Here is a 26,114-nt window from a genome sequence, read left to right on the forward strand (position 1 = left end):
TGGAGAGTCGTTATGACCACCACGAGCAGCACCAGCGGATCGACCTCAACGACGACCGCTACGTCGACGACGGCGGCGGCCTCCACCGCAAGCGTCAACGCATCCGCCGCCCAGCAGCTTCTGAGCTCGCTGAACAGCGGCTCTGGCGTCGATACGAGTTCGCTCGTCACCTCGCTGGTCAACGCGCAGTTCGCCACCAAGGTCGCGGCGCTACAGGCAAAGTCGGACGCGCTGACCACCAAGATTTCCGACGTCGCGACGCTCAAGGGGCAGATTTCCGATTTCGCCAGCGCGCTCGAAGGGCTGGTGAAAGGTGGAACGCTGGTTGCGCAACCGGCAAGCTCGAACACCGCGGTTCTTGGCGTTACGCCGCTGGTCGGCGCGCAACTCGACGGGTTGAGCGGCAGCATCACGGTGAGTCAGCTTGCCAGCGCGCAGACGGCGGTTTCAACGACCCCCGTGGCGAGCCGCAGCGCCGCGATCGGCACCGGCCAGTTCACGCTGACGCTCGGCACCGCGGGTTACAATCCCGATGGCTCGATGGCCTCGTTCGTGGCTGGTGGCGGTACGCCGGCGACGATCACGATCGACAGCAGCAACAATTCGCTCGCGGGGCTTGCCGACGCGATCAACAAGGCGGGGGCCGGCGTCAGCGCCTCGATCGTAACCGATGCCGATGGAAGCGCGTATCTGTCGCTCAAGGGCGCGAGCGGCGCGGCACAGGCGTTCACGCTGACCGCGACGACCGATGACAATGGCACGCTATCGGCGTTCAACGTCGGCCCCGGCGCCGGAATGAAGATTTCGAGCCCCGCTCAGAACGCCAGGCTGACGCTGGACGGCGTGCAGGTGGAGCGCACCAGCAATACGATCAGCGATCTCGTGCAGGGGCTGCAGATCAATCTGACCAGTACCTCGGCCACGCCGGTGACACTCTCCTCGACGACGCCGACGACCGCGCTGACCAATGCGGTCAATGATCTGGTGGACACCTATAATCAGGTCTTCGCCGCACTTAAGGCGCAGATCGACCCGATCAACGGCGATCTGCGCGCGGACAGCGCCGCGCAGAGCCTCTATCGCTCGATGCGCGGGCTGACGACGAAGACGCTGCTCAGCAACGCGGCGCCCGGAGCGCCCGCCACGCTTGCCGACCTCGGCGTCACCACCAACCGCGACGGCTCGCTCTCGGTCGATGCGACCAAATTGACGAACGCGATCAGCGCAAATCCCGCCGCGGTGGAGGCGATGTTCTCCTATGCGACGATCGGCACCGACGGCATCAACGCCGCGATGCAATCGATCAAGCTCAACGCGACGAGCACGCTATACGGTCTGGGCGCGTCGACCACGACCTACACCAAGGCGCAGAGCGATCTGACGACGCAGCAGCAGGATCTCACCACCAAGCAGCAGCAGATGACGGACCGGCTGACGCAGCAATTCGCCGCGATGAACGCAAAGGTGGCGGCATATAAGTCCACCCAGGCCTATATGACGCAGCAGATCGCCATGTGGTCCAAATCGGGCAATTGACGGTGGCTTATGCAAGCGCGCTGCTGCGCAATCCGGCACAAACCTATCGCGACATCGATCTGGCCGGACGCACCACCAATGCGGACGGCCCGGCGCTGGTGTCGCTGCTCTACGAGGAGCTGATCCAGGCGCTGCGTGTCGCTGCCTGGGCCGCCGAGCGGCGCGAGCAGGCGACCAAGAGCGAGCGCGTGATGCGCGCCACCGCGATCCTCTTCGCCCTGGAAGCGAACCTCGATTTCGACAAGGGCGGCGACGTTTCGGCCACGCTGGCGCGGCTGTATGCCGGCGCGCGCGCGCAGGTCGTTCGTGCGAGTATCGGGCATGACGGCGCGCCATTCCGCGCCGTGGCGGACAATCTTGCCGAAATCGCCGCCGCCTGGTCGCAGGCGCGCGCGGCCTGACCGCGGACTCACGGAGATTTCGCGCCGCCCGTCGCGCAAGATGTGAAAGCGGACGGGATCGACACTTGACCGCGCGATTCCGCCTCTGTCATCATGCCGTCACAGCAATCGCCGAAAGGCGATCGCGACACGGTATCGAAGGGGCAGAGGCTTGTTCCATCCCGATCTGATCCGCCATCCGGACAGCTGCCCGACGCTCGTCCTGAATGCCGATTACACGCCGCTTTCCTATTATCCGCTGTCGATCTGGCCCTGGCAAACGGCAGTGAAAGCAGTGTTTCTCGATCGCGTCGATATCGTCGCGCATTACGAGCGGGAGGTGCACAGCCCGAATTTCGCGATGAAGCTGCCGTCGGTGATCGCGCTGAAGCAATATGTGAAGCCATCGCAATTCCCGGCGTTCACCCGCTTCAATCTGTTTCTGCGCGACAGGTTCGCGTGCCAATATTGCGGCACCACGCATCGCGATCTGACCTTCGATCATGTCGTGCCACGCGCCTACGGCGGGCGCACGACGTGGGAAAATGTCGTCACCGCCTGCGCCCCGTGCAACCTGCGCAAGGGTGGGCGCACGCCGAACGAGGCGAAGATGCCACTGCATATCGAGCCGATCCGCCCGACGAGCTGGCATCTGCAGGAGCATGGCCGCGCGTTTCCGCCCCATTACCTGCACGACACCTGGCACGACTGGCTTTACTGGGACATCGAACTGGAGGCGTGAAGCGCCGATCCGATCCGGCCTGCTCGACGCTGCGCGACTAGCGTTCGCCGCGCCGGTAACGATCGATCCCGAGGCCGGCGGGATCGATCGCAGGTGGCGTGCCCCCGATCAGGCTGGCGATCAGGTGGCCCGATCCGCACGCCATCGTCCAGCCGAGCGTGCCGTGGCCGGTGTTGAGGAACAGTCCGTCCACCGGTGTGCGCCCGATCACCGGCGGGCCATCCGGCGTCATGGGGCGCAGCCCGCTCCAGAAATTCGTCTCGCCGTCGATCCTCGCGCCGCCGGGGAACAGATCGGTCAGCGAATGGAGCAGCGTCGCCCGCCGCCGGTCGGAAAGGCTCCGATCGAACCCCGATATCTCCGCCATGCCGCCGACACGGACGCGATCGCCAAGCCGGGTGATCGCGATCTTGTACGTCTCGTCAAGCAGCGTAGAGACCGGGGCGCGGGCCGGATCGGCGACCGGCACGGTGATCGAATAGCCCTTTACCGGATAGACCGGCAGCGTCATCCCGAGCGGCTTGAGCAAGGCTGGCGAATAGCTCGCCATCGCGACGAGACAGGCATCCCCGCGCACCACGCCCGCGTTGGTCCGCACGCCAGTCACGCGACCGCCCTGCTGCTCCAGCGCCTCGACCGTGGTGGCATAGCGGAAATCGACGCCATTCGCGGCCAGCCACTCGGCCAGCGCGCGGGTGAACATCTGGCAATCGCCCGTCTCGTCGCCGGGCAGGCGAAGGCCCCCGACGAACTTGTCGCTGGTCGCCGCGAGGCCCGGCTCGGCCGCGACGCAACCCGCGCGGTCGAGCAACTCATAGCCTACCCCGAAATCATCGAGCACCGCCATGTCCTTCGCGGCGCCAGCGAGCTGCTTTTCCGTACGGAACAGCTGAAGCGTGCCCTGCGCACGCTCGTCATAAGCGATGCCGAGCGTCTCGCGCAGGCGCTTGAGTTCATCGCGGCTGAATTCGGCCAGCCCGACCATCCGGCTCTTGTTGAGCGCGTAGCGCGCCTCGGTGCAGTTGCGCAGCATCATCGCCAGCCAGCGCAGCATCGCCGCATCCGGCTTCGGCCGCAGGATCAGGGGGGCGTGGCGCATCAACAGCCAGCGTACCGCTTTCTGCGGAATGCCGGGCGCGGCCCAGGGGGAGGCATAGCCGGGCGAAACCTCCCCGGCGTTGGCTAAACTGGTTTCGAGCGCCGGGCCGGACTGGCGGTCGATCACCGTCACCTCATGGCCGGCCTGTGCCAGATAATAAGCCGATGTAACACCGATCACGCCAGCGCCAAGGACGATCACTCTCATTGCTGCGCTCCATCGACGTAACGGCGGCTATGCCGCCGCCCGAGCTGTGTGAGGATTTCATACGATATCGTGCCGGCGTCGGCCGCGACGTCGTCGAGCGATTGCGAGGGGCCGAGCAGTTCGACGAAATCGCCTTCCGCCAGCGCATGATCGGGGAGCGACGAGATATCGATCGTCATGCTGTCCATGGATACGCGGCCGACGATCGGCAGCCGCCGCCGCTGATGCCACGCAGCGCCGTGGCCGCTCAAATGGCGCGGCCAGCCATCCGCATAACCGATGCCGATCGTGGCGATCCGGCGCCGCTCCTCCGCAATATAGTCCAGCCCGTAGCCGACGCCCGTGCCGGTGGCGATGTCACGGATCTGGATGATGCGCGCCGACAGCGTCGCAACCATGCGCAGCCCGATGGCCAGGGCGCTCGGCGGCGCCCCGTAGAGCGCGATACCGGGGCGCGCCACATCGCCATGAAACGTCGCCGGCAGAAACGCCCCGCCGCTGTTGGCGATCGACGCCGGGACGCCGGGAAACAGCGCGCGTGCCTGCTCGAACCGGGCACGCTGCGCGTCGTTGGCGGGGTTGCCCGGCTCGTCGGCGCAAGCGAGGTGCGTCATGACGAGGCGCAGTGACACCTCGCGCGCGAAAGTCGCATCGCCGGAAAGCGCGGTCGCCGCATCCATGTCCAGCCCGAGCCGCGACATGCCGCTGTCCACCTGCAGCGCCGCCGGCAGCGCCACGCCGCGCTCGCGCGCATGACGACGCCATCGTTCGACTTGGCTCGCCGAATTGAGCACTGGAACGAAGCCGAGCTCGGCACACGGCGTTTCGCACCCCGGGTCCAGGCCGTTGAGGATCAGAATGTCGCTGTCCAGGCCAAGCGCCTCGCGCAGCGTGATCGCCTCGACCAGCTGCGCGACGAAAAAGATGCGGCAACCGGCCTCGCGCAGCGCCGGGGCGACCTGCGCCGCGCCCAGCCCATAAGCGTCCGCCTTGACGACCGCCGCGCAGGCCGCTGGCGCCACTCGTGCCGCTATCAGCCGGTAATTGGCGCGTATCGCGTCAAGATCGATCGTAAGCCGGCTCGAACCGGGCTGGCAGACCTCACTCACCATCGGCATCCTCCACGACAAAATCATACCGGCGATCTGTTCAAATCTTTGGCCGAATCGCGATGCATTGCTGCTCGAACTATGCGAATGACGCAGAATATTCGACTAAATGGCAGATATAGCATGTCGGGGCTTGACGAGTTCGATCGCCGTATCCTGACGCAGCTTCGCCTCGATGCGCGCATTACGAACAGCGCGCTTGCCGCGTCGGTGGGGCTTTCCGCGTCCGCCTGCCTGCGCCGGGTGAAGCTGCTGGAGCAATCGGGGGTGATCCGGGGATATACGGCAATTGTCGCCGGGACGGGACCGGACGAGGGAACGGTGGCGATCGTCCAGGTCGAACTTGAGCGCCAGACCGAGGAATATCTCCTCCGCTTCGAACACGCGCTGCGCCGGTATCCAGAGGTCCGCGAATGGTATCTGATGACCGGCGCGGGCGATTATCTGCTGCGCGTGCAGATCGCCGGCATGGAGGAATATGCAGCCTTTCACCGCGACGTCCTGACGCGGCTTCCCGGCGTCAACCGAATCACCTCCAGCTTCGCGATGCGCAGTAACCGGCGCGGCTGAACTCCGGCAGCACGTCTCCGGCCGCTGACGCTTGCGCCAGCGGCCGGATGACCCGCTTACCAGTAGAAGTTACGGATCACGTCGAGCACGATGCCGCGCCGGTAATCGATCAGCAGCACGTCGTTATAGTGCCGTACCCAGCGCGTGTTCGGGCGAGCGGGCGGCAGGTGATAGCGCCAGGGATCCGCGATCCAGTAGCGCTGGCCGTAGAAAGCCGGGGCGATGCGGACGCCGGCCCGGAAATTCTGGTAGCGGAACGGGGCATTCCAGTTGCCGCGCGCATAGAGATTGCGGTTGTTGTCCCGCCAGCCGCGCCAGTCGTCACGCGCCCACGTCCGGTTGCGATCTTCAGCTAGATTCTGGCGGGCATCACGCAGATCGCGGCGCTCGCGACGAACGTCGCGATTGTCGCCGTAGCGGCGGGCCTGATCCAGCTCATACTGCTGCTGGCGGACATCCTGACGATCGCGGCGCAGATCGTCATTGGACTGGGCCGTCGCAACCGCCGGAAAGGCGGTGGCCGCCATGAGCGCCCCAATGATAAGCTTACGCATCTGTTTCTCCTTTTCCCGCAGTGACGGGGCGATAATGCCGCGCCACCAACGATCGACATATCGATCGGTGCCGCTGAACCGATCGCGAACGCGCCGGTAAGGAACGAGAAAGGTTGAAGCCGGCGTTACGGGGTATCGCGGCCGCCGCCGGTTCCGCCGCCGCCCATGCCCGCGGTGCCCACTGCGCCGATGTTGCCGAACAGATCGGAGAAGAAGCTGCGCTTGCGACCCAGGGTCGGCGTCGACTTCTTCATCGGCGTGATCGACGCGACCTGATCCGCGCCCGAGCGGCGAATCGCCGTCACCGTGCCCTTGGCGTCGAAGCTGATCTGCATCGTGAGCTGATCCTTCACCTTCGGCAGGTTGAAGGAGAGATTGCGGCTGTCGCGCGACAAATAATACCAGTCGCCCTGGTTGAACTGCGCCGCGAAAGTGGGGTGCCCCAGCGTTGCGAGCACCGATTCGCGGTTGTCGATGCCAGGCTGGATCGCGTTCACCAGATCGGCATCGACGATATAGCCCTGATGCGACCGGAGCGGGGTGCAGCCCGCAAGGACGATCCCGGCGAGCGCGGCGATCAGGATGGGTTGGCGCATGGATACTCCGCGAACAGGGGCTTGCTTGCGCGGTACATTGCGTCCGCGGCCGAACGCCTCAATATGCCGGGCGACACAACGATACAAGGTAAGGACGAGCGTGGGTTTTCTGGACAGGTTCCGCAAGGCGCCGGACGCCGAGGCGGCGCTGCCGCTGTACCAGGCGGTGGTGGCGCGCGCGCGGCAGCCGCATTGGTATCTCGCCGGCGCGGTGCCCGATACGCTCGACGGGCGGTTCGACATGGTCGCGGCGATCACCGCGTTCGTGCTGATGCGGCTGGAGGACGATCCGGCGGCGGCGGCGCTCGTGGCGCATCTCACCGAGCGCTTCATCGACGATATGGACGCGCAGGTGCGCCAGATCGGCTTTGGCGACATGGTGGTGGGAAAGCATGTCGGCCGGATGATGGGGATGCTCGGTGGCCGGCTCGGCGCCTATCGCGAGGGCGTGGCGGAAGGCTCGCTGGACGCGGCGCTGGCGCGCAACCTGTATCGCGGCGATCCGCCCGCGCCGGAAGCCGTGGCGCATGTGCGCGAAGGGCTGCTCGCCTTTCACGCCGCGCTGAAAACGGCGCCGCTCGAGGCGCTGGAGCGGGGGGAATTGCCTTGACGCCGGAATTCTCCCGCCCCGAACGGCTCGACACGATCGGCGGCGAGGCGCGCACCGTCTCGATCACCGCCGACGCGGAGGAGCGGCGTCGTCTCGCCGGCCGCTTCGGCCTGCTCTCGATCGAGCGGCTGGATGCGACCTTCGCCGTTCGCCGCGATGCGGCCGCGATCCATGCCGAGGGGCGGGTCACCGCCGATGTCACCCAGGCCTGTTCGGTCACCGGCGATCCCCTGCCCGCCAGCGTCGACGAGGCAGTCGCGCTGCGTTTCGTCCAGCCGAGCGAATCGGGCGAGGAGGTGGAACTCGGCGAGGACGCGCTCGACACGATCGAGATAGAAGGCGGGGCGATCGATCTGGGCGAGGCGGCGGCGGAAACGCTGGTGCTGGCGCTCGATCCCTTCCCGCGCGGCCCGCGCGCGGCAGAATTTCTCCGCGAGGCGGGTGTGGTGAGCGAGGATCAGGCCGGGCCGTTCAGTGCGCTCGCGGCGCTCAAGGGCAAGCTCGGCAAGCGATGAGGCTCAGTCGCGCTCCGGCCCGAGCGCGGCATCCACATCGCGCGGTCGCACGAATCGGGTGAGGGTCGCGCCCGCCGGCGCGGCGTCGGCCCAATCGTCGATATCGAACGTCAGCTCGGCGAGAGTGGCGGTGGGATATTTCTCCTCCACTTCGTCGCGCAGCGCACCGCCATCGTCGGGCACCAGCAGCAGGACGAGATCCTCCAGCCCCGGATTATGCCCCACCAGCAGCAGCAGCCCCGCATCGGCGGGCGTTTCGCGCACCACATCGAGCAGCATCCCCGCGGAGGCGAGATAGACGCGCCGGTCCCACGCCGGCGCGATCGTCTCGCCATAGCCACCAGAGAGTTCGTCCAGCGTCTCGACGACTCGAGTCGCCGGCGACGCGACGACATGATCGAAGGCAAGGCCGAGCGTCCGCATATGCCGCCCCATCGCCTTTGCGGCGCGGCGGCCCTTGGCGTTGAGCGGACGATCGAAATCGCGCGCGACCGGATCGTCCCACCCGGATTTGGCGTGGCGCAACAGCGTCAGCGTCTTCACGAGCGGGCATTCTCCGTAAGGCCGTTCGGGCGGGGAGCCGCCTCATGCCCCAGACGCGCGTCGGAGGAAAGACGTTGCCGCACCCGCGCGATGGCCGTGTCGAGCGGAACGCGCGCGATTTCCACCCCCGGGGGGAAAGCGGTGAGCAGCCGCGAGGGCATCGCCGACGACAGGAGCACAAACGCCCCCCGGTCGCTCGCGGATCGGATAAGCCTCCCGAAGGCCTGCGCCAGCCGCGCACGGACGATACGATCGTCATAGGCACTGCCCCCGCCCGCCAGCCGCCGCGCGGCATGAAGCACGCTTGGCTTGGGCCAGGGCACGCCCTCCATCACGACCAACCGCAGTGATTCGCCCGGCACGTCGACGCCGTCCCGCAGCGCATCGGTGCCGAGCAGCGAGGCGTGCGGATCGTCGCGAAAGATATCCACCAGCGTGCCGGTGTCGATCGGATCGACGTGTTGCGCATGGAGCGGCAACCCGGCGCGCGCCAGTCGGTCGGCAATCGCGGCATGAACGCCGCGCAGCCGGCGGATCGCGGTGAACAGGCCAAGCGTTCCGCCGCCCGCCGCCTCGATCAGCCGCGCATAGGCGTTGGCGAGCGCGGCCTGATCGCCGCGCTTCACGTCGGTGACGATCAGCACCTCGGCCTGGGCGGCGTAATCGAACGGGCTGGCCGCCTCGAACCTTTCGGGCGGCATCGCGAGATGCGGCGCGCCCACCCGCGCCTCCGCGGTATTCCAGTCGCCCCCGGCGGTGAGCGTCGCCGAGGTGACGAGCGCGCCATGCGCCGGTTTGAGCACCACCTCCGCGAACGGGCGCGTCGGATCGAGCCAGTGGCGGTGGAGGCCGATATCGAATTCGCGCCCCTCGATCCGGTCCACCGCCAGCCAATCGACAAAATCCGCGTCCGCCGGCCCCCCTACGCGCGCCAGCAGCGATAGCCACGCCGCCACCGTCTCGGCACGCCAGCCCAGCGAGGCGATCGCCCCTTCGATCCGCGCGCGCGCCTGCCCGTCCATCCAGTCGGGCGCCCCCGCCAGCACGGCCTCCAGCCGCTTGCCGAGCGTGACAAGCGGGCGGAGCAGCGCATCCAGCGCCTGCGCGGCGGGGCCGGCGGCCTCGATCAGTGCCGGGGGCGGCTCCGCGATCTCGGTTTCCAGGCCATAACCCGCGTCACCCGCCTGCTCGGCGCGCGCATAGACCACGCCCCGCACCGCCCCCAGCAGCGCCTCGAGCGGCCCGAAGGGCGAACTCTCTGCCAGGCGGGAAAGCCAGCCATCGCTCACCAGCGCCTGCGCCGCCGCCACCGCATCGCCGATCGCGCGACCGCCAGCCTCGTCATAGCTCGCGACATCGGAAAGCCGCGCCGCCAGCCCGCGCCGTCGCCCGCGTCCGCCGCTTTCCGGCCCGACGATCCAGCGTCGCAGCTCGATCGCCTCCTGTCCGGTAAGCGCGGTGGCGAACATCCCGTCTGCCGCGTCGAACAGGTGATGGCCCTCGTCGAACACGTAGCGCGTCGGGCGGGTCGCCGTTTCGCGCCCGCGCGCGGCGTTGACCATCACCAGCGCGTGATTCGCGATGACGATGTCGGCTTCGACCGAATTGCGCGCGGCGCGCTCGATGAAGCATTTCCGGTAGTGCGGGCAGCCTGCATAGACGCATTCGCCGCGCCGGTCGGTCAGCGCCGCCGGTCCGTTGCGACGGAACAGCGTGACAAGCCAGCCCGGCAAGTCGCCGCCCACCATGTCGCCATCCGCCGTATAGGCAGCCCAGCGCGCGACCAGTTGCGCCAGGATCGCCGCACGGCCGGCGAAGCCGCCCTGGAGCGCATCCTCGAGATTGAGCAGGCACAGGTAATTCTCGCGCCCCTTGCGGGTAACGACACGCGCCTTGCGCACCGCCGGATCGGGGTGCAGCCGCATGGTTTCATAGGTGAGCTGGCGTTGCAGCGCCTTGGTGTAGGTGCTGATCCACACCGCGCCCTGCGCCTGTTCCGCCCATAACGAGGCCGGGGCGAGATAGCCCAGGGTCTTGCCGATCCCCGTCCCCGCCTCGGCCAGCACGAGATTGGGCGATTCGCGTGCGACGCGCGGCGCGAATGCATCCGCCGCCGCTCCGGCATAGGCGCGCTGCCCGGGTCGCGACTCGCGCCCATCGCCGGTAAGCCGCGCCAGTCGCTCCTGCACGTCGTTCCCGGCGAGCGCTATCGTGCGCGGCATCGGGCGTGGGGCGATCTCCTCCCATTCCGGCAGGCGCGAGAACAGCCAGCGCTCGGCCGCCAGCGGGCGCGTGACGCGATCGGCGAGCAGCGGCGCCCACGGCCAGCGCAGCCGGAACAGCGTCTGCGCGGCGGTCCATGCGCCCTCCCGCTCGGGCCAGTCGCCATCGGGAATCGCCAGCAGCCGCTTCGCCGCCGCGAGCAGGAAAGGTGCCACTGCACTTTCGTCAGCCGGCATCTTCAGCCCGGTGACGGCGGCGAGGCCTTTAGGCGTTGGCACCATGAACTGCGCCGGTTTCAGGAATGCGAACAGCTCGAGCAGATCCAGCCCCGACAGCTCGGCATAGCCCAGCCGCTGCCCGATCAGCGGCGCGTTGAGCAGCACGACCGGCGTGTCGGCGGCGATGCGGATCGCCTCGCCGCGCCCGATCGCGCGGGTTTCGCCGTCATGGGCGATCCACGTGCCCGAATGGCTCGCATGAAGGGCGGGATAAGGGAACGCCGTCACGCCCATCGCCATGCGCCGGGCAGAACAGATTGGCAACCGATCGCAACCGGCGGAGCCCTTCTTCTTGCCCCTGGGGCAATCGCGGGGTGGATTCCCCTGCCCCCCTGTGCTTTAGGCGCGCGTGATTTCCCTTATGGTGAGGCCGCGCATCCCATGAACATCCACGAATATCAGGCCAAGGAACTGCTCGCGAAGTTCGGCGTACCCGTCCCCGCCGGCCATGCGGCGATGACCGTCGAAGAAGCGGTGGAAGCGTCGAAGAAGCTGCCTGGGCCGCTTTACGTCGTGAAGGCGCAGATTCACGCGGGTGGGCGCGGCAAGGGCAAGTTCAAGGAATTGCCGCCGGAAGCCAAGGGCGGCGTTCGCCTCGCCAGGACGGCAGAGGAAGTGCGCGCGGCGGCAACCGACATGCTCGGCAACACGCTGGTGACGATTCAGACCGGCGAGCACGGCAAGCAGGTGAATCGCCTGTACGTGACCGACGGCGTGGACATCGCGAAGGAATTCTACCTCGCGCTGCTGGTCGACCGCGCCACCGGCCGCGTCGCCTTCGTCGTCTCCACCGAGGGCGGCATGGATATCGAAACGGTCGCGCATGACACGCCCGAGAAGATCCACACGTTCGATGTCGATCCCGCGACCGGCTTCATGCCGCATCACGGCCGCGCCGTCGCCAACGCGCTGGGGCTGACCGGCGATCTCGCCAAGCAGGCGCAGAGCCTCGCCGGCAAGGTCTATGACGCCTTCCTCGGCACCGATGCCTCGCAGATCGAGATCAACCCGCTCGCCGTCACCGACGACGGCAAGCTGATGGTGCTCGACGCCAAGGTCGGCTTCGACGGCAATGCGATGTTCCGCCACAAGGATCTCGCCGAGCTGCGCGACGAGACCGAGGAGGATCCGGCCGAGCTCGAGGCATCGAAGTACGACCTGGCCTATATCAAGCTGGATGGCGATATCGGCTGCATGGTCAACGGCGCCGGGCTCGCCATGGCGACGATGGACATCATCAAGCTGAACGGCATGTTCCCGGCCAATTTCCTCGACGTCGGCGGCGGCGCCACGAAGGAGAAGGTGACGGCGGCCTTCAAGATCATCCTTTCCGATCCGGCGGTGAAGGGCATCCTCGTCAACATCTTCGGCGGGATCATGCGCTGCGACATCATCGCGGAGGGCATTGTGGCCGCGGCGAAGGAAGTGAACCTGTCGGTGCCGCTCGTCGTGCGCCTCGAAGGGACGAACGTGGAGCAGGGCAAGGCGATCCTCGCCAATTCCGGCCTCGCGATCGTGCCGGCGAACGATCTGGGCGATGCCGCAAAGAAGATCGTCGCCGAGGTCAAGCAGGTAGCCTGACCGGCGACATCGCGCCGCCCCGAATCCCGCGGCGCGGGGCTCGAGGCAGCGTACCGGAAGAAGGATTCGGCGGCGGATGCGCTTTCCGCCGCCGTTTTTGTGCCCGCCCGTATCGCGACGCGCCGCCAGCAATCGATCGTGCGGCAAGTCGCGCTTTCCGTAGCGATATTGTCGATGCGACAACCAGCGGGATAGCTGAACCACGGGTCGGCTAAAGGCGTTTGGGCTGGACTTGCGCGGATTCTCCGGCATTAGCGAACCCACTGTTCGAAGATAGCGCCAATGGAGATGTTGCCGATGAAGGTGCTGGTTCCGGTCAAGCGGGTGCTTGACTACAACGTGAAGCCTCGCGTGAAGGCGGACGGGTCGGGCGTCGACCTCGCCAACGTGAAGATGTCGATGAACCCGTTCGACGAAATCGCCGTCGAGGAAGCGATCCGCCTGAAGGAAAAGGGCGTCGTGACCGAGATCGTCGCGGTCTCGATCGGCGAGGCCAAGGCGCAGGAAACGCTGCGTACGGCGCTGGCGATGGGCGCGGATCGCGCGATCCTCGTCACCGCCGAGGACAAGGTGGAGCCGCTCGGCGTCGCCAAGATCCTCGCGAAGATCGCCGCCGAGGAGCAGCCCGGCCTCATCATCCTGGGCAAGCAGGCGATCGACGACGACAACAACCAGACCGGCCAGATGCTCGCGGGCCTGCTCGGCTGGGGCCAGGGCACGTTTGCATCGAAGGTGGAGGTGTCCGGCGAGACGGTGAAGGTCACGCGCGAGGTGGACGGCGGGCTCGAGACGGACAGCTTCAAGCTGCCCGCGATCGTCACCACCGATCTGCGGCTCAACGAGCCGCGCTATGCGTCCCTGCCGAACATCATGAAAGCGAAGTCGAAGCCGCTCGCGACGAAGACGCCCGCCGATTACGGCGTCGACGTCACCCCGCGGCTCAAGACCCTCAAGGTCGTCGAGCCGGCGAAGCGCACCGCTGGCGTCAAGGTCGCCGATGTCGACGAACTGGTCGCGAAACTCAAGGCGATGGGAGTTGCCAAGTGAAGACGCTCGTCTGGGTCGAACATGACGGTCAGGCCGTCAAGGACGCCACGCTTTCCGCGGTGACCGCCGCGTCGAAGCTTGGCGAAGTGCATCTGCTCGTCGCCGGTCAGGGCGTCGGCGGCGTGGCCGAGCAGGCCGCGAAGATCGCCGGCGTCGGCAAGGTGCATGTCGCGGACGACGCGGCCTATGCCCATGCGCTGGCCGAGAATGTCGCGCCGCTCGTCGCGGAGCTGATGGGACATCACGACGCCTTCGTCGTGCCCGCCACCAGCAATGGCAAGAATGTTGCCCCGCGCGTCGCCGCGCTGCTTGATGTGATGCAGATCAGCGACATCCTGTCCGTCGAGGGCGAGGACACGTTCACGCGCCCGATCTACGCCGGCAATGCGATCGCCACGGTGCAGACGTCGGATGCGAAGAAGGTGCTCACGGTGCGCGGCACCGCGTTCGAGAAGGCCGCGGCCGAGGGCGGTTCGGGCGCCATCGAGGCGGTCGGCGCGACCGGCGACAAGGGCCTCTCCACCTTCGAGGGGCAGGAGATCGCCAAGTCCGAACGGCCGGAGCTGACCTCGGCCAAGATCATCGTGTCGGGCGGCCGCGCGCTGCAGAACAGCGAGAACTTCCACACGATCATCGAGCCGCTTGCCGACAAGCTCGGCGCCGGCGTCGGGGCGAGCCGCGCGGCGGTGGATGCCGGCTATGTGCCTAACGATTATCAGGTCGGCCAGACCGGCAAGATCGTCGCCCCGGAAGTCTATATCGCGGTCGGCATTTCCGGCGCGATCCAGCACCTTGCGGGCATGAAGGACAGCAAGACCATCATCGCCATCAACAAGGACGAGGATGCCCCGATCTTCCAGGTGGCGGACATCGGCCTGGTCGGCGATCTGTTCAAGATCGTGCCGGAGCTTACCGAAAAGCTGTGATTCTCCGGGGCGCACTCCGTTCGCTGCCTGGCGTAGCGTGCGGGGTGCCCCGGTTCGGGTTGACTGTAAGGGCGGCTCCTCGCCTCGGGGGGCCGCCTTTCCTGTGCTGGCGTGGCCGATGAATCGCTGCGCTATCGCGACGGGCGGGCGATCGGCCGCGCACCGTCCGCAGCGCGCCGCTAGCGCTGCAAGCCGCGCGCCAGCATGGTCGCGATCTGGTCCGCGATCTCCGCGGTCGGCGCATCGTCCGCCCACACGCCGAAGCGCAGGCCGAGGAACACGTTCATCCCCATGATCGCCCAGGCATGTACCTCGCCCACCTCGTCGATCAACTCTCCCCGCGCCGCTGCCGCCTGAAGCCGTTCGCGGATGCGCTCCGCCGTGGTCGAATAATGCAGGCGGAAGCTTTCCGGGTCGACGAACTCAGCCTCGTCGATGATGCGATAGATCTCCTTGTGCCCGCGCACGAACGTCAGGAAATGCTCCAGCCCCGCGCGCTCCGCCGCGATCTGCGTGGGCGCGGCGCGGATCGCCGGGCCTACCTGATCGCGCACTTGATCGGACATATCGCGCACCAGCGCACGGAACACCGCGTCCTTGGAATCGAACCAGGTGTAGAAGCTTCCCAGCGCCACGCCCGCGCGCCGGGTGATCCCGCTGATCGAAGCAGCGTGGAAGCCGTGCTCGCCGAATTCCAGCGCCGCCGCGTCGAGAATCGCACGCTGCGTGCGCTCCCCCCGCGCCGTCCGCGGGCGCTTTGCGGCATTCTCCGACGTGGCGGTCGGCTCCTTCACCCCCGGCTGATCCATCCGACCCCCATATCCAAGTTGAATCCTGGTTCAAGTTTCATTATTGCGGTTCCGTTCGGCGCACAAGTTCGCAGGCAAGCGACGCGCCGCAAAGGGGAGGATTCGACTTGTTCACGTTCATCCGTTCGCATGCCGCGCTGCGCAGCGGCGCCGCCGCCATCGCGCTCGTGGCCGGAGCGCCTGCGCTCGCGCAGGAAGCGCCACAGGCGGCTTCCGATGCGCCCGCGGCATCCAGTGACGATATCGTCGTCACCGCGCGTCGCCGCGAGGAAACGCTGCAATCCGTGCCGGTCGCCGTCACCGCGTTTACCGCCGACAAGCTGGCGAAGAGCGGTGCGATCGACCTGACCGACATCCAGAACACCACGCCGAACACCACGCTGAAGGTATCGCGCGGCACCAATTCCACGCTCTCCGCCTTTATCCGTGGTGTCGGCCAGCAGGATCCGGTGCCGGGCTTCGAGGCGGGCGTGGGCGTATATCTCGACGACGTGTACCTGAACCGGCCGCAGGCTGCGGTGCTCGACGTGTACGATGTGGAGCGGATCGAGGTGCTGCGCGGTCCGCAGGGCACCCTCTATGGCCGCAACACGATCGGTGGCGCGGTGAAATACGTCACCAGGAAGCTGGCCGACGTGCCGAGCGCCACGTTCAAGGCCACCTACGGCAGCTATAACCAGGCCGATGGCGTCATCAGTCTCTCCACCCCGATCGGCGACATGTTCAAGGTCGGCGTTTCCGGCGCGCGGCTGACGCGCGACGGGTTCGGCCGCAACCTCAATCTCGGCATCGACAATTACAACAAGAAACTGTGGGCGGGCCGTGGAACGGTGGAGTTCGAATCTCCCGACAAGCGCCTCTTCATCCGCATCACCGGCGATTACACGCACGACACGTCCAACCCGCGCAACGGCCACCGCCTGATTCCCGGCCTGCAATCCGGCGCGCCGGTGCTACCGGATGTGTTCGATACGCGCGCGGGCCTGAACAGTCCGAAGCAGGATATCCAGGGCGGCGGGCTCTCGATGACGGTCAACGCCGAGCTGTCGGATCACTTCACGCTGCGCAGCATCAGCGCGTGGCGCAAGGATCGCTCCTTCACGCCGATCGATTTCGATTCGCTCCCGGCGGTGGATGTCGACGTGCCGGCAGTCTATCGGAACGAGCAGACCAGCCAGGAATTCCAGCTTCTCTACAAGAGCGAGCGGCTGAACGGCCTGATCGGCTATTATTATCTCGGCGCGAAAGCCTCCACCGGCTTCGATGTCCTGCTGTACACCACGGGTGGCACGGTGTTGCCGCGGCTGGACGGATATACCGCGGGTGATGTGCGGACCGAAACCAGTTCGATCTACGGCGATTTCACCTTCGATTTCACCGATCAACTCAGCCTGTCGGTAGGTGGCCGCTACACCTGGGACGAGCGCAGATCATACATCTTCAAGGCCAATTACCTGAACGGTCCAACGGCCGAATTCGGCGGCAACCCGATCCTGCTCGGCGCCCCCGCGACCAATTTCCGCGGCACGGCGAATTTCAAGAAATTCACTCCGCGCGCCTCGCTGAGCTACAAGATCACGCCGGATCACATGATCTATGCCTCCTATTCGGAAGGCTTCAAGGGCGGCGGCTTCGATCCGCGTGGCGCCGGCTCCAGCGCACCGATCACTCCGCCGGCAACCACCCCGACCTACAACCAGATCTACAACTACCTGCTGTTCAAGCCCGAAACGGTGACGAGTTACGAAGTCGGCTACAAGGGATCGCTGTTCGATCGCCGCTGGACCTACGCGCTGGACGCTTTCTATTCGAACTACACCGACGTGCAGGTGCCCGGATCGTCGGCGTGCACCGTCAATGGCGTCTCGAGCTTCTGCGGCATCACCACCAACGCTGCCAAGGCGACGATCAAGGGCGTCGAGGCCGAGACCAATATTCAGCTTGCACGGGATTTCGCGGGGGTGGGCTCGTCGTTCAATCTCGCCGGCACGCTTGGCTATATCGATGCGAAGTACAACCGCTTCCTGGCGAGCATCGCCGCCGGTCAGGCGCCGGTGGATATCTCGGGCGTCCGCGTGTTTCAGAACACTCCGCACTGGACGGCCTCCGGCACCGCAACGCTCAACCTGCCGGCAGGCGAAAGCCTGTTCACCGCGAACACCACGCTGTCATACCGCAGCCTGACGCACCAGTTCGAAACGGCGAGCCCGTTTCTCGATCAGCCCGGTTACGCGCTGCTCGACGCGGGCGTGACCTATGCGTTCGGCTCGAACCGGCGGTTCTCGCTCGGTGTCTACGGCCGCAATCTGACCGACAAGCGGTACAAGACCGCCGGCTATCAGTACATCAAGACCGATATCGCCGGTAACCCGCTGAACGCCGCCGGCCAGATCATCACCAACGGGCAGGGCTATGTCGCGACGCTGGGCAAGGAGGGTGTCGCCACCGCCTTTTATGGAAATCCCCGCCAGGTATTCGCTACCTTCACCGCGAAGTTCTGATCCGTTAGGTTGATGCAAACCGGGGCCGGCGTCCGCACTGGCGGGCGACCGGCCCCGCACATTTTCGGGAGGGCGAGGAATGATCGATCGCGAACGGCCGGGCTATCGGCGTCTGGTGCTGGCGATGCTGCTGCTGGTCTATACGTTCAATTTCCTGGATCGGCAGATCCTCGGCATCCTCGCAAAGCCGATCCAGCAGGATCTGGGGCTGGACGACGCCCAGTTCGGCGCAATCGGCGGCATCGCCTTTGCCCTGCTGTATTCGTGCCTTGGCGTGCCGCTGGCACTGCTGGCGGATCGCGTCGGCAAGACGAAGGTGATCGGCGCATCGCTGGTGGTGTGGAGCGCCTTTACCGCGCTGTGCGGCGTCGCGGGCAATTTCTGGCATCTGTTCCTCTACCGGCTCGGGGTCGGCGTGGGCGAAGCCGGCGGCGTTGCGCCCTCCTATGCGCTGATCGCGGATTATTATCCGATCGAGCGCCGCGCGCGTGCGCTTGCGGTCTATTCCATGGGCATCCCGATCGGGGTGGCCTTCGGCGTGCTGCTCGGGGCCTATATCGCCGCGCTGATCAACTGGCGCGTCGCCTTCATGATCGTTGGCATTGCGGGCATCGTGATCGCGCCCTTCTTCCTGTGGCTTGTGCAGGACAGACCACATCCCGCACCCGTCGCGGCGGTGGAGCGCACGCCGCTGTTCGCGGTATTTCCAATTCTGGCGGCCAAGCCCGCCTTCTGGCTGATGGCGCTCGGCGCCGGATGCAGCTCGCTCGCGGGATATGGCCTGGCGCTATGGGTGCCGAAGATCCTGATGCTGCGCTTCGACTGGGGCCTCATCACGGTCGGCCAGTTCATGGGATCATTGTTGCTGATCGGCGGCGCGAGCGGGGTGTTTCTCGGCGGGGTGCTGGCCGACCGGCTCGGCCGGGGCGATCGCGGCTGGTACGTGAAGCTCCCGGCCTATGCGTGGCTCGTTACCGCGCCCACCTTCGCGCTCGGGCTGCTCAGCCCCTCGCCGATGCTTGCCTGGGCGTGCCTGCTGATCCCCAATGCGCTCAACATAATGTGGCTCGGCCCGATCAACACCGCCGTTCAGAATCTCGCCCCGCCACAGATGCGCGCCAGTGCCTCCGGCGCGTTTCTGTTCATCAACAATTTGATCGGGCTGGGCATCGGGCCGTGGCTGCTCGGCGCGATCTCGGTCGGGCTGAAGGCGCAATATGGGGACGATTCGCTGCGCTATGCCGCGATCATCGGCGTCGGTTTCTATGTGGTCGCGGCAGTGCTCGGGCTGCTGGCGGTCCGCTCGCTGCGCCGGGGGTGGATCGAGCAGCCCGCCTGAGGCCTACCGCTCCCGCGTGGCCGCGAACGTCACCTTCGGATAGCGATCGGCGATATAATTCACCTCCCACGCGCTCTTGGCCAGGAATACGGGGTTGCCGTCCCGGTCCTTCGCCAGCGCGGCGCGGTTGATATCGGCGAAGTCCTTCAGCGCCGCCGCATCGTCGCTCGATACCCAGCGGGCGGTGTCGAACGGCGCGGCCTCCAGCCCCGCCGCGACCTTGTATTCCGCCTCCAGCCGCGAAATCAGCACGTCGAGCTGGAGCTGCCCCACCACGCCGATGATCCAGTTCGATCCGATTTCCGGATAGAACACCTGCGTCACGCCCTCCTCGGCCATGTCGTCCAGCGCCTTGCGGAGCTGCTTGGTCTTGGTCGGATCCTTCAGCACCACGCGGCGCAGGATCTCGGGTGCGAAATTGGGCAGGCCCGTGAAGCGCACGTCCGCCTTTTCCGATAGCGTGTCTCCCACGCGCAGCGTGCCATGGTTGGGGATGCCGATGATGTCTCCGGGAAACGCCTCGTCGGCGATCTCGCGGTCCTGCGCGAAGAACAGGATCGGCGAATGCACCGCGATCGGCTTGCCATGGCCGGTCGGGGTCAGCTTCATGCCGCGCTTGAACGTGCCGGAGCACAGCCGCATGAACGCGATCCGGTCGCGGTGCTGCGGGTCCATATTGGCCTGTACCTTGAAGACGAAGCCGGTGACCTCCTTCTCCTCCGGCCTCACCGGAGCCGGCTCGGCCGGCTGCGGGCGCGGGCTCGGCGCGTATTCGGCAAGCGCGGCGATCAGCTCGGCCGGCCCGAAATCCTTGAGCGCCGAACCGAAATAGACCGGCGTGAGATCGCCGTTGCGATAGGCTTCCGCGTCGAATTCGGCGTAGCCTGCCTGCGCCAGTTCGATCTCCTCGCGCACCGCGTCCGGCAGCACCGGCTCGGCATCCACCTTGCCCTGGAAATTGCGGCTGTCGCCCTCCGGCCGGCTGATCGACCAGCGGCGCAGATCGAGGATGCCTTCGAACGTGCCGCCCATGCCGACGGGCCAGCTCATCGGCGCGACATCCAGCGCGAGCATGTCCGCCACCTCGTCGAGCAGCTCGAATGGCGCGCGCCCCTCGCGATCGACCTTGTTGATGAAGGTGATGATCGGCACCGAGCGCAGCCGGCACACCTCGAACAATTTGCGCGTCTGGCTTTCGATGCCGCGCGCCGCATCGATCACCATCACCGCCGAATCCACTGCCGTCAGCGTGCGATAGGTATCTTCGCTGAAATCCTCGTGCCCCGGCGTGTCGAGCAGGTTGAACGTCACCCCGTCCTTCTCGAACGTCATCACCGACGAGGTGACCGAGATGCCGCGCTGCTGCTCGATCTTCATCCAGTCCGATCGCGCGCGCCGGTTCGCCCCGCGCGCCTTCACCTCGCCGGCAAGGTGGATCGCGCCGCCGACATAGAGCAGCTTTTCGGTAAGCGTGGTCTTGCCCGCGTCAGGATGGGAGATGATCGCGAAGGTGCGGCGGGGAGAGGTCATGACGGGGCTTTCAAAAAAACTGGAACAATCGCGGGAGTGCACGGCGCCCCGGTTACGATTCGGCCAGCAACGTCACCCGCATCGAGATCCGCTTCGCCGCGCCGGGCGCGACCTCGAAAACGCCGGGCTTGTCGCGAAACTCGCCCGCAAAACCGGCGGGATCGGCGATGCCATGCCACGGCTCGATACAGACGAAATGCGCGCCCGGCTTGGTCCAGATGCCCAGCATCGGCGTATCGGGAAAGGCGATCTCCAGCCGGGGGCCGCCATCGCCGTGATAGATCACGCTTTCGGAATGAAGCCGGTCCCAGATCAGCGCGTCCTTGGCGAACAGCGCATCGCGCAGCGCGAGCATGCGGCCGTCGAGCGGCGACGGGCGCAGATCGGGCGCGATCTGGCCGTCGCCGTCGATCTGGCGCAGCGGCGCCGGCTCGGCTGCGGCGAAGACGATGCGATGCGCCTCCTTCGCCCCGCCGCCGGGCAGCGGCCAGGCGAAGGCAGGGTGAAAGCCGAAGCTCGCCGGCAGCGGCACGTCGCCGGGATTGTCGATCGAAACCTCGACATGAAGCGCCGCGCGCTCGATCCGAAACGTCACCTCCAGCCGGAAAGCGAACGGGTAGCAGGCGCGCGTCTCGGCCGTATCGGTCAGCACGAAGGTCACGCGGTCCGCCGCCCGCGCCGCCACCGCGAACGACATCCGCCGCGCGAAGCCGTGCTGCTTCATCGCATAGGCGCGGCCATCGACGCGAATCGTCTCGCCCGCCGGTTTGCCGACCACCGGGAACAGCAACGGCGCGCGACCGGTCCAGAACGCCGGATCCGCATCGGTCATCAATTCGCGACCGTCAGCGTCCTTCAGGGACGACAGTTCCGCGCCGAGCGGATTGATCGCCGCCGTCAGCCCGTCGCCTGCGATCACAACCCATTCAGCCACGCAGGCTCGCCCCCTGTTTCGCCACGGCGGCGATCACCTTCTCGGCGATCGCCTTCAGTTCGGGATCGGTAAAGCTTTTCTCACCCGGCTGGAGCACGACCTCCAGCGCAACCGACTTTTTGCCATCCTCCACGCCGGCGCCGGTGAAGACGTCGAACACGCGCGCGGAGGCTATCGCCGCCTTGTCCGCGCCCTTCGCCGCGCGGGCGAGTGCATCGGCGCTCACCTCATCGGGCACGAGAAACGCGAAATCGCGCCGCACCGGCTGCAGCGCGGGCGGCGCATACGCCGGCCGCATGAAGCCCTGGGCGCCGCGCTTGGCCGGCAATGCGTCGAGATACAGTTCCACCGCCGCGACCGCGCCGTCGAGGTCGAACGCCCGTGTCGTGCGTGGGTGTAGCATTCCGAAGGCGGCCAGCACCGTCTTCGGCCCCAGCCGCAACGTGCCCGACTGGCCCGGATGCCACGCCTCGCCCGCCTCGCCGAATACCTGGAGGTTGTCGACCGGCGCACCCGCCGCAGCCAGCAGCGCCAGCGCTTCCGCCTTGGCGTCAAAGGCATCGAACGCGGCGGCCTTCCCCTCGCGCCAGCCGCGCTGGCGGCGTTCCCCAGCCAGCACCATGCCCAGCGTCGGCCGTTCCGCATCGGCAAGGTAACGCCGCCCGATCTCGAACAGCCGCACGCTGCCCGCCCCGCGCTTCACATTGCGCGCCGCCGCCGAAAGCAGGCCCGGCAGCAGCGACGGCCGCATGACCTTCAGATCCTCGCTGATCGGGTTGGCAAGCGTCCATGCGCCGCCGCCGAACGCCGCCGCTTCCTTCTCGGCAAGGAAGCTCCACGTCACCGCCTCGTCCAGCCCGCGCGCGGCAGCGGCGCGGCGCACGCGCCGCTCCAGCTTCTGCTCGGGGGTGGCGGTCGGTCGCGCAACGCCGGGGGCGCGGGCCAGCGGCACCGGGGGCACGTTGTCGATGCCCTCGATACGGATCACTTCCTCGACCAGATCGGCCGAGCCGACCACGTCGCGCCGCCATGTCGGCGGGGTCACCTGCCAATCGTCGGTCACGGTGAAACCGAGCGATTCGAGGATCGCACGCTGCCGCGCGGGCGCAACCGCCAGGCCGCCCAAGGTCTGCGCCCGTGCCGGATCATATGTGTAGCTGCGCGTGCCGAGCGGCGCTGCGCCCGCACGCGTGATCGCGCTCGCCGTGCCGCCGCAATGCTCCAGCACCAGCCGCGTGGCGATGGCCAGGCCATCCTCCAGGAACGCCGGGTCCACCCCGCGCTCGAACCGCTGGCGCGCGTCGCTGGTCAGCGCCAGCTTCTGCCCGGTGCGCGCGATATGATCGGGATCGAAATAGGCGCATTCGATCAGCACGTCGGTCGTGGCGTCGGAAACGCCCGAATCCTCGCCGCCCATGATGCCGCCGATGTCATGGACCTGGCGCTCGTCCGCGATCACGGTCATCGTCGCGTCGAGCGTATAGGTCTTGCCGTTCAGCGCGAGCACCGTCTCGCCCTCACGCGCCTTGCGGGCGACGAGCGCGCCGCGGAGCTTCGCGCGGTCATAGACGTGCAACGGACGGCCAAGGTCGATCGAGACGAAGTTGGTGATATCGACCAGCACCGAAATCGGCTTCTGCCCGATCGCCGTGAGCTTGCTTCGCATCCACGGCGGCGCGGCGCCGTTGGTGACGCCGGAAACGCATTGCGCGTAAAAGGCGGGGCACCCAGCCGCGTCCTCGATCCGCACGTCCGGCGCGGGGCCGTCGCCCGCCACCGGAGCGATTCGATCGACTCGATACACCTCGGCGAGCGAGCGCATCGTGCCAAGCCCCGCGGCCGCCAGATCGCGCGCAATGCCGCGCACGCCCATGCAATCCTGCCGGTTGGGCGTGATCGCCACATCGATCACCGGATCGTCCAGCCCGGCATAGGCGGGATAGGGCGTGCCGACCGGAGCGTCGGCGGGCAGCTCGATGATCCCGTCATGCTCGTCGCCCAGTTCCAGTTCGCGGCTGGAGCACATCATGCCGTTCGATTCGACCCCGCGAATCGCCGCGACTTTCAGCACCATGCCGTTCGCCGGCACCGTCGCGCCCGGCATCCCGAACACGCCGACGAGCCCCGCGCGCGCGTTGGGCGCGCCGCACACCACCTGCAGCGGCCCGTCCCCCGCATCGACCGACAGCACCTGAAGCTTGTCCGCCTGCGGGTGGCGTTCGGCGGTCAGCACCTTCGCCACGCGGAATGCGGCGAGCTTCTCGCCCGGATTGTCGACGGCCTCCACCTCCAGGCCAATGCGCGTCAGCGCCGCGACGATGTCGTCGAGCGATGCCTGCGTTTCGAGATGCTCCTTGAGCCAGCCCAGCGTGAACTTCATGCGCCGACTCCCCCGCTCAGCGTCGGCACGTCGAGCGCCGAGAATCCGTAATGTTTCAGCCAGCGGATGTCGCCGTCGAAGAAGGCGCGCAGGTCGTCCATGCCGTATTTCAGCATCGCCAGCCGATCGATCCCGCAGCCGAAGGCAAAGCCCTGCCACTCGTCCGGGTCCAGCCCGCACGCTGCTATTACCTCAGGGTGGACCATCCCCGACCCCAACACCTCCATCCAGCCCCCTCCCGAGCCGCCGATCACGCGCTTGCCCTTCTCGAGCGTGTAGCCCACATCGACTTCGGCCGAAGGTTCGGTGAACGGAAAATAGCTTGGGCGCAGCCGCAGCACGATATCGTTTCGCTCGAAGAAGGCCTTGAGGAAGGTCTCCAGCGTCCACTTGAGATGGCCCAGCGTAATCCCTTTGTCGATCACCAGCCCCTCGACCTGATGAAACATCGGCGTATGGGTCGCATCGCTGTCGCTACGGTACGTGCGGCCCGGCGCGATGATGCGGATCGGGGGCTTTTGGCTGAGCATCGTGCGAATCTGCACCGGCGAAGTATGCGTGCGCAGCAACATCTTGCGCTCCGCCCCAGCTTGCTCGGGGAAATAAAAGGTATCGTGCATGGCGCGCGCCGGATGCGATTCCGGGATATTAAGCGCGGTGAAATTATGCCAGTCGTCCTCGATCTCAGGCCCCGTCGCCACCGCGAAACCGAGATCGGCGAAGATTTCCGCGAGTTCGTCCATCACCTGGCTGACAGGGTGGATCGTGCCACCCGGCGTGGCGTCGACCGGGAGCGTCATGTCCAGCCGCTCGCTTGCCAGTCGCGCGTCCAGCGCCGCCGCGTCCAACACCGCCTTGCGGGTAGCGATCAAGCTGGCAACCGCCTCGCGCAGCCCGTTAACCCGCGGCCCGTGCGCCTGCCGCTCCTCCGGAGACATGCCACCGAGAGTCTTGAGCATCGTCGTGACGCTGCCTTGCTTGCCCAGCGCCTCGACGCGGATCGCCTCAAGCGCATCAGATGTGGTCGCCGCCTCGACTCGGGCGAGCAGGTCGGTCTTCAATTGGTCGAGATCAGCCATGATCATCCTGATATGCGGCGCGAACGGCGCCCGAGTGATTGAAGCGGCGATAACGAAAAGGGCGTCGGTGGCCTAGACCACCGACGCCCCGTTTTCCGTCTGCGCAAATCCGCTTCAGGCGGCTTGGGGCAGAGCCGCCTTTGCCTGTGCGATAATAGCGCTGAACGCCTCGCCCTCGTGCATCGCGATATCGGCCAGCACCTTCCGGTCCAGCTCGATGCCGGCCAGCTTGAGACCGTGCATGAACTGCGAATAGCTGAGCCCTTCCGCACGGACGCCGGCGTTGATGCGCTGGATCCACAGGCCACGGAAAGTCCGCTTCTTAACCTTGCGGTCACGATAGGCATATTGGCCGGCCTTCTCGACCGCCTGCCGCGCGACGCGGATCGTGTTCTTGCGGCGGCCGCGGTAGCCCTTGGCCTGTTCCAGAATATTCTTGTGCTTGGCGCGGGTGGTTACACCCCGTTTGACGCGTGCCATCTCTTAAGCTCCCTCAGTTCAGGCCGTACGGCGCCCAGGCTTTCACCGTGGCGGTGTCGGCCTTCGACAGGACGGTCGTCCCGCGGTTCTGGCGAATGTACTTGCCGTTGTGGCTGATGAGGCGGTGGCGCTTGCCGGCGACGCCGTGCTTCAGCTTGCCGGTGGCGGTGAGCTTGAAGCGCTTCTTGACGCCGCTCTTGGTCTTGAGCTTGGGCATTTTCATCCTTTCAGTTCGGGCGAGGTCAAAACGGCCGCGGCAGCCCTTGTGGCCGGGCCGTTCGTCATGATCCTCACGCGGGAAGCGGCGCCCCTAGCCGTGCCTGCCAAAAAAAGCAACCGGCTGCGTCGAGCCAGCCTTCGTCGCTCAGCCTGGATCGCACATCCAGATACGCCGCCGCGATCAATTCACCCAGACGTTCCTCGCCGATAGCGCCGCCGCAACGCAGCTTCACAGGCCGCATGCGCTTGCCGCCGCCTTCGAGCAAGCGCGCCGGATCGCGCCTGCTGGCCCCGCTTAACCGGAAGAGCGGATCGCCGACGGCCATG

The 26,114-nt window shown here is 66.7% G+C and carries 25 protein-coding genes; 11 read left to right on the forward strand and 14 right to left on the reverse strand.

Annotated elements, in window-relative coordinates; translation table 11 throughout:
- Nucleotides 1–12 precede the first annotated feature (12 nt).
- The 3 genes from fliD to ACM61V_RS02980 all read left to right on the forward strand — a co-directional run bounded on the left by fliD (nt 13) and on the right by ACM61V_RS02980 (nt 2,658).
- A complete protein-coding gene (gene fliD, locus ACM61V_RS02970; RefSeq protein WP_137787060.1) occupies nt 13–1,536 on the forward strand; it encodes a flagellar filament capping protein FliD in 1,524 nt (507 codons plus the stop codon).
- 2 nt (nt 1,537–1,538) lie between these two features.
- Complete coding sequence (locus ACM61V_RS02975) at nt 1,539–1,937, forward strand: flagellar protein FliS (RefSeq protein WP_137787059.1); 399 nt, start codon at nt 1,539–1,541, stop codon at nt 1,935–1,937.
- A 151-nt stretch (nt 1,938–2,088) separates the two neighbouring features.
- The gene (locus ACM61V_RS02980) at nt 2,089–2,658 is read left to right on the forward strand and encodes an HNH endonuclease (protein ID WP_137787058.1); all 570 of its coding nucleotides are present in this window, start codon (nt 2,089–2,091) and stop codon (nt 2,656–2,658) included.
- Nucleotides 2,659–2,695: 37 nt separating this feature from the next.
- Here the strand turns inward: ACM61V_RS02980 and ACM61V_RS02985 are convergent, their stop codons facing one another.
- Together ACM61V_RS02985 and alr are read right to left on the reverse strand one after the other, a co-directional pair.
- Nucleotides 2,696–3,964: a D-amino acid dehydrogenase gene (locus ACM61V_RS02985; RefSeq protein WP_137787057.1), complete on the reverse strand. Its 1,269-nt coding sequence runs from the start codon at nt 3,962–3,964 to the stop codon at nt 2,696–2,698.
- The gene (gene alr, locus ACM61V_RS02990) at nt 3,961–5,076 is read right to left on the reverse strand and encodes an alanine racemase (RefSeq protein ID WP_137787056.1); all 1,116 of its coding nucleotides are present in this window, start codon (nt 5,074–5,076) and stop codon (nt 3,961–3,963) included. The genes ACM61V_RS02985 and alr overlap by 4 nt, the downstream gene beginning before the upstream one ends.
- Nucleotides 5,077–5,196: 120 nt before the next feature.
- On the opposite strand from alr, the gene ACM61V_RS02995 reads away from it, so the two are divergent.
- Entirely contained in the window at nt 5,197–5,643 is a 447-nt protein-coding gene (locus ACM61V_RS02995; RefSeq protein WP_137787055.1) for an Lrp/AsnC family transcriptional regulator, read from the forward strand.
- A 56-nt stretch (nt 5,644–5,699) separates the two neighbouring features.
- Here the strand turns inward: ACM61V_RS02995 and ACM61V_RS03000 are convergent, their stop codons facing one another.
- On the reverse strand, nt 5,700–6,197 hold the full coding sequence (locus ACM61V_RS03000; RefSeq protein ID WP_137787054.1) for an RcnB family protein: 498 nt from the start codon (nt 6,195–6,197) through the stop codon (nt 5,700–5,702).
- Between the two features lie 125 nt (nt 6,198–6,322).
- The gene (locus ACM61V_RS03005; RefSeq protein ID WP_137787053.1) at nt 6,323–6,793 is read right to left on the reverse strand and encodes an outer membrane protein assembly factor BamE; all 471 of its coding nucleotides are present in this window, start codon (nt 6,791–6,793) and stop codon (nt 6,323–6,325) included.
- A 100-nt stretch (nt 6,794–6,893) separates the two neighbouring features.
- Between ACM61V_RS03005 and ACM61V_RS03010 the strand changes: the two genes are divergently transcribed.
- Both ACM61V_RS03010 and ACM61V_RS03015 read left to right on the forward strand, forming a co-directional pair.
- Nucleotides 6,894–7,403, forward strand: a complete 510-nt coding sequence (locus ACM61V_RS03010; RefSeq protein WP_249341563.1) for a ubiquinol-cytochrome C chaperone family protein — start codon at nt 6,894–6,896, stop codon at nt 7,401–7,403.
- Nucleotides 7,400–7,918: a YceD family protein gene (locus ACM61V_RS03015; protein ID WP_137787051.1), complete on the forward strand. Its 519-nt coding sequence runs from the start codon at nt 7,400–7,402 to the stop codon at nt 7,916–7,918. The genes ACM61V_RS03010 and ACM61V_RS03015 overlap by 4 nt, the downstream gene beginning before the upstream one ends.
- Nucleotides 7,919–7,921: 3 nt before the next feature.
- Here the strand turns inward: ACM61V_RS03015 and ACM61V_RS03020 are convergent, their stop codons facing one another.
- Nucleotides 7,922–8,461, reverse strand: coding sequence for a SixA phosphatase family protein (locus ACM61V_RS03020; RefSeq protein WP_137787050.1), 540 nt, complete (start codon nt 8,459–8,461; stop codon nt 7,922–7,924).
- Nucleotides 8,458–11,196: an ATP-dependent DNA helicase gene (locus ACM61V_RS03025; RefSeq protein ID WP_137787049.1), complete on the reverse strand. Its 2,739-nt coding sequence runs from the start codon at nt 11,194–11,196 to the stop codon at nt 8,458–8,460. The genes ACM61V_RS03020 and ACM61V_RS03025 overlap by 4 nt, the downstream gene beginning before the upstream one ends.
- A gap of 147 nt (nt 11,197–11,343) precedes the next feature.
- Here ACM61V_RS03025 and sucC point away from each other — a divergent pair, with 147 nt between their 5' ends.
- The 3 genes from sucC (at nt 11,344) to ACM61V_RS03040 (ending at nt 14,516) form a co-directional block, all read left to right on the forward strand.
- Nucleotides 11,344–12,543 carry an ADP-forming succinate--CoA ligase subunit beta gene (sucC, locus tag ACM61V_RS03030; protein WP_137787048.1) on the forward strand — a complete coding sequence of 400 codons (1,200 nt, stop codon included), beginning with the start codon at nt 11,344–11,346 and terminating at the stop codon, nt 12,541–12,543.
- 297 nt (nt 12,544–12,840) lie between these two features.
- Nucleotides 12,841–13,590, forward strand: coding sequence for an electron transfer flavoprotein subunit beta/FixA family protein (locus tag ACM61V_RS03035; RefSeq protein ID WP_137787047.1), 750 nt, complete (start codon nt 12,841–12,843; stop codon nt 13,588–13,590).
- Nucleotides 13,587–14,516, forward strand: coding sequence for an electron transfer flavoprotein subunit alpha/FixB family protein (locus ACM61V_RS03040; RefSeq protein WP_137787046.1), 930 nt, complete (start codon nt 13,587–13,589; stop codon nt 14,514–14,516). The genes ACM61V_RS03035 and ACM61V_RS03040 overlap by 4 nt, the downstream gene beginning before the upstream one ends.
- 179 nt (nt 14,517–14,695) lie before the next feature.
- On the opposite strand, the gene ACM61V_RS03045 is transcribed toward ACM61V_RS03040, so the two are convergent.
- Nucleotides 14,696–15,325, reverse strand: coding sequence for a TetR/AcrR family transcriptional regulator (locus ACM61V_RS03045; protein WP_137787045.1), 630 nt, complete (start codon nt 15,323–15,325; stop codon nt 14,696–14,698).
- 119 nt (nt 15,326–15,444) lie between these two features.
- On the opposite strand from ACM61V_RS03045, the gene ACM61V_RS03050 reads away from it, so the two are divergent.
- Both ACM61V_RS03050 and ACM61V_RS03055 read left to right on the forward strand, forming a co-directional pair.
- Nucleotides 15,445–17,826, forward strand: coding sequence for a TonB-dependent receptor (locus tag ACM61V_RS03050; protein ID WP_137787097.1), 2,382 nt, complete (start codon nt 15,445–15,447; stop codon nt 17,824–17,826).
- A gap of 79 nt (nt 17,827–17,905) precedes the next feature.
- Nucleotides 17,906–19,165 (forward strand): spinster family MFS transporter, encoded by a 1,260-nt coding sequence (locus tag ACM61V_RS03055; protein ID WP_137787044.1) that lies wholly within the window; start codon nt 17,906–17,908, stop codon nt 19,163–19,165.
- A gap of 3 nt (nt 19,166–19,168) precedes the next feature.
- On the opposite strand, the gene ACM61V_RS03060 is transcribed toward ACM61V_RS03055, so the two are convergent.
- The 7 genes from ACM61V_RS03060 to ACM61V_RS03090 all read right to left on the reverse strand — a co-directional run bounded on the left by ACM61V_RS03060 (nt 19,169) and on the right by ACM61V_RS03090 (nt 26,113).
- Entirely contained in the window at nt 19,169–20,695 is a 1,527-nt protein-coding gene (locus ACM61V_RS03060; protein ID WP_419713797.1) for a peptide chain release factor 3, read from the reverse strand.
- Between the two features lie 52 nt (nt 20,696–20,747).
- Nucleotides 20,748–21,629: an aldose 1-epimerase family protein gene (locus ACM61V_RS03065; protein ID WP_419713798.1), complete on the reverse strand. Its 882-nt coding sequence runs from the start codon at nt 21,627–21,629 to the stop codon at nt 20,748–20,750.
- Nucleotides 21,622–24,009, reverse strand: coding sequence for a phenylalanine--tRNA ligase subunit beta (pheT, locus tag ACM61V_RS03070; RefSeq protein ID WP_137787041.1), 2,388 nt, complete (start codon nt 24,007–24,009; stop codon nt 21,622–21,624). The genes ACM61V_RS03065 and pheT overlap by 8 nt, the downstream gene beginning before the upstream one ends.
- Entirely contained in the window at nt 24,006–25,088 is a 1,083-nt protein-coding gene (pheS, locus tag ACM61V_RS03075) for a phenylalanine--tRNA ligase subunit alpha (protein WP_137787040.1), read from the reverse strand. The genes pheT and pheS overlap by 4 nt, the downstream gene beginning before the upstream one ends.
- Before the next feature lie 114 nt (nt 25,089–25,202).
- On the reverse strand, nt 25,203–25,568 hold the full coding sequence (gene rplT, locus ACM61V_RS03080; RefSeq protein WP_137787039.1) for a 50S ribosomal protein L20: 366 nt from the start codon (nt 25,566–25,568) through the stop codon (nt 25,203–25,205).
- 13 nt (nt 25,569–25,581) lie between these two features.
- Nucleotides 25,582–25,785, reverse strand: a complete 204-nt coding sequence (rpmI, locus tag ACM61V_RS03085) for a 50S ribosomal protein L35 (protein WP_066489358.1) — start codon at nt 25,783–25,785, stop codon at nt 25,582–25,584.
- Nucleotides 25,786–25,858: 73 nt separating this feature from the next.
- Entirely contained in the window at nt 25,859–26,113 is a 255-nt protein-coding gene (locus ACM61V_RS03090; RefSeq protein WP_137787038.1) for a hypothetical protein, read from the reverse strand.
- Nucleotide 26,114 lies beyond the last annotated feature (1 nt).

Origin of the sequence: Sphingomonas sp. TX0543, assembly GCF_048565505.1 — a bacterium.
Classification (GTDB): domain Bacteria; phylum Pseudomonadota; class Alphaproteobacteria; order Sphingomonadales; family Sphingomonadaceae; genus Sphingomonas.

What these genes read in the sequence shown, in the direction of transcription:
- ACM61V_RS03005 (WP_137787053.1), bottom strand. Translation starts at nt 6,793, where the DNA reads ATGCGCCAACCCATCCTGATCGCCGCGCTCGCCGGGATCGTCCTTGCG.
- rplT (WP_137787039.1), bottom strand. Translation starts at nt 25,568, where the DNA reads ATGGCACGCGTCAAACGGGGTGTAACCACCCGCGCCAAGCACAAGAAT.
- ACM61V_RS02985 (WP_137787057.1), bottom strand. Translation starts at nt 3,964, where the DNA reads ATGAGAGTGATCGTCCTTGGCGCTGGCGTGATCGGTGTTACATCGGCT.
- ACM61V_RS03000 (WP_137787054.1), bottom strand. Translation starts at nt 6,197, where the DNA reads ATGCGTAAGCTTATCATTGGGGCGCTCATGGCGGCCACCGCCTTTCCG.
- ACM61V_RS03035 (WP_137787047.1), top strand. Translation starts at nt 12,841, where the DNA reads ATGAAGGTGCTGGTTCCGGTCAAGCGGGTGCTTGACTACAACGTGAAG.
- ACM61V_RS02995 (WP_137787055.1), top strand. Translation starts at nt 5,197, where the DNA reads ATGTCGGGGCTTGACGAGTTCGATCGCCGTATCCTGACGCAGCTTCGC.
- fliD (WP_137787060.1), top strand. Translation starts at nt 13, where the DNA reads ATGACCACCACGAGCAGCACCAGCGGATCGACCTCAACGACGACCGCT.
- pheS (WP_137787040.1), bottom strand. Translation starts at nt 25,088, where the DNA reads ATGGCTGATCTCGACCAATTGAAGACCGACCTGCTCGCCCGAGTCGAG.
- sucC (WP_137787048.1), top strand. Translation starts at nt 11,344, where the DNA reads ATGAACATCCACGAATATCAGGCCAAGGAACTGCTCGCGAAGTTCGGC.
- ACM61V_RS03025 (WP_137787049.1), bottom strand. Translation starts at nt 11,196, where the DNA reads ATGGGCGTGACGGCGTTCCCTTATCCCGCCCTTCATGCGAGCCATTCG.
- rpmI (WP_066489358.1), bottom strand. Translation starts at nt 25,785, where the DNA reads ATGCCCAAGCTCAAGACCAAGAGCGGCGTCAAGAAGCGCTTCAAGCTC.
- ACM61V_RS03055 (WP_137787044.1), top strand. Translation starts at nt 17,906, where the DNA reads ATGATCGATCGCGAACGGCCGGGCTATCGGCGTCTGGTGCTGGCGATG.
- ACM61V_RS03060 (WP_419713797.1), bottom strand. Translation starts at nt 20,695, where the DNA reads ATGACCTCTCCCCGCCGCACCTTCGCGATCATCTCCCATCCTGACGCG.
- alr (WP_137787056.1), bottom strand. Translation starts at nt 5,076, where the DNA reads ATGGTGAGTGAGGTCTGCCAGCCCGGTTCGAGCCGGCTTACGATCGAT.
- pheT (WP_137787041.1), bottom strand. Translation starts at nt 24,009, where the DNA reads ATGAAGTTCACGCTGGGCTGGCTCAAGGAGCATCTCGAAACGCAGGCA.
- ACM61V_RS03090 (WP_137787038.1), bottom strand. Translation starts at nt 26,113, where the DNA reads ATGGCCGTCGGCGATCCGCTCTTCCGGTTAAGCGGGGCCAGCAGGCGC.
- ACM61V_RS03045 (WP_137787045.1), bottom strand. Translation starts at nt 15,325, where the DNA reads ATGGATCAGCCGGGGGTGAAGGAGCCGACCGCCACGTCGGAGAATGCC.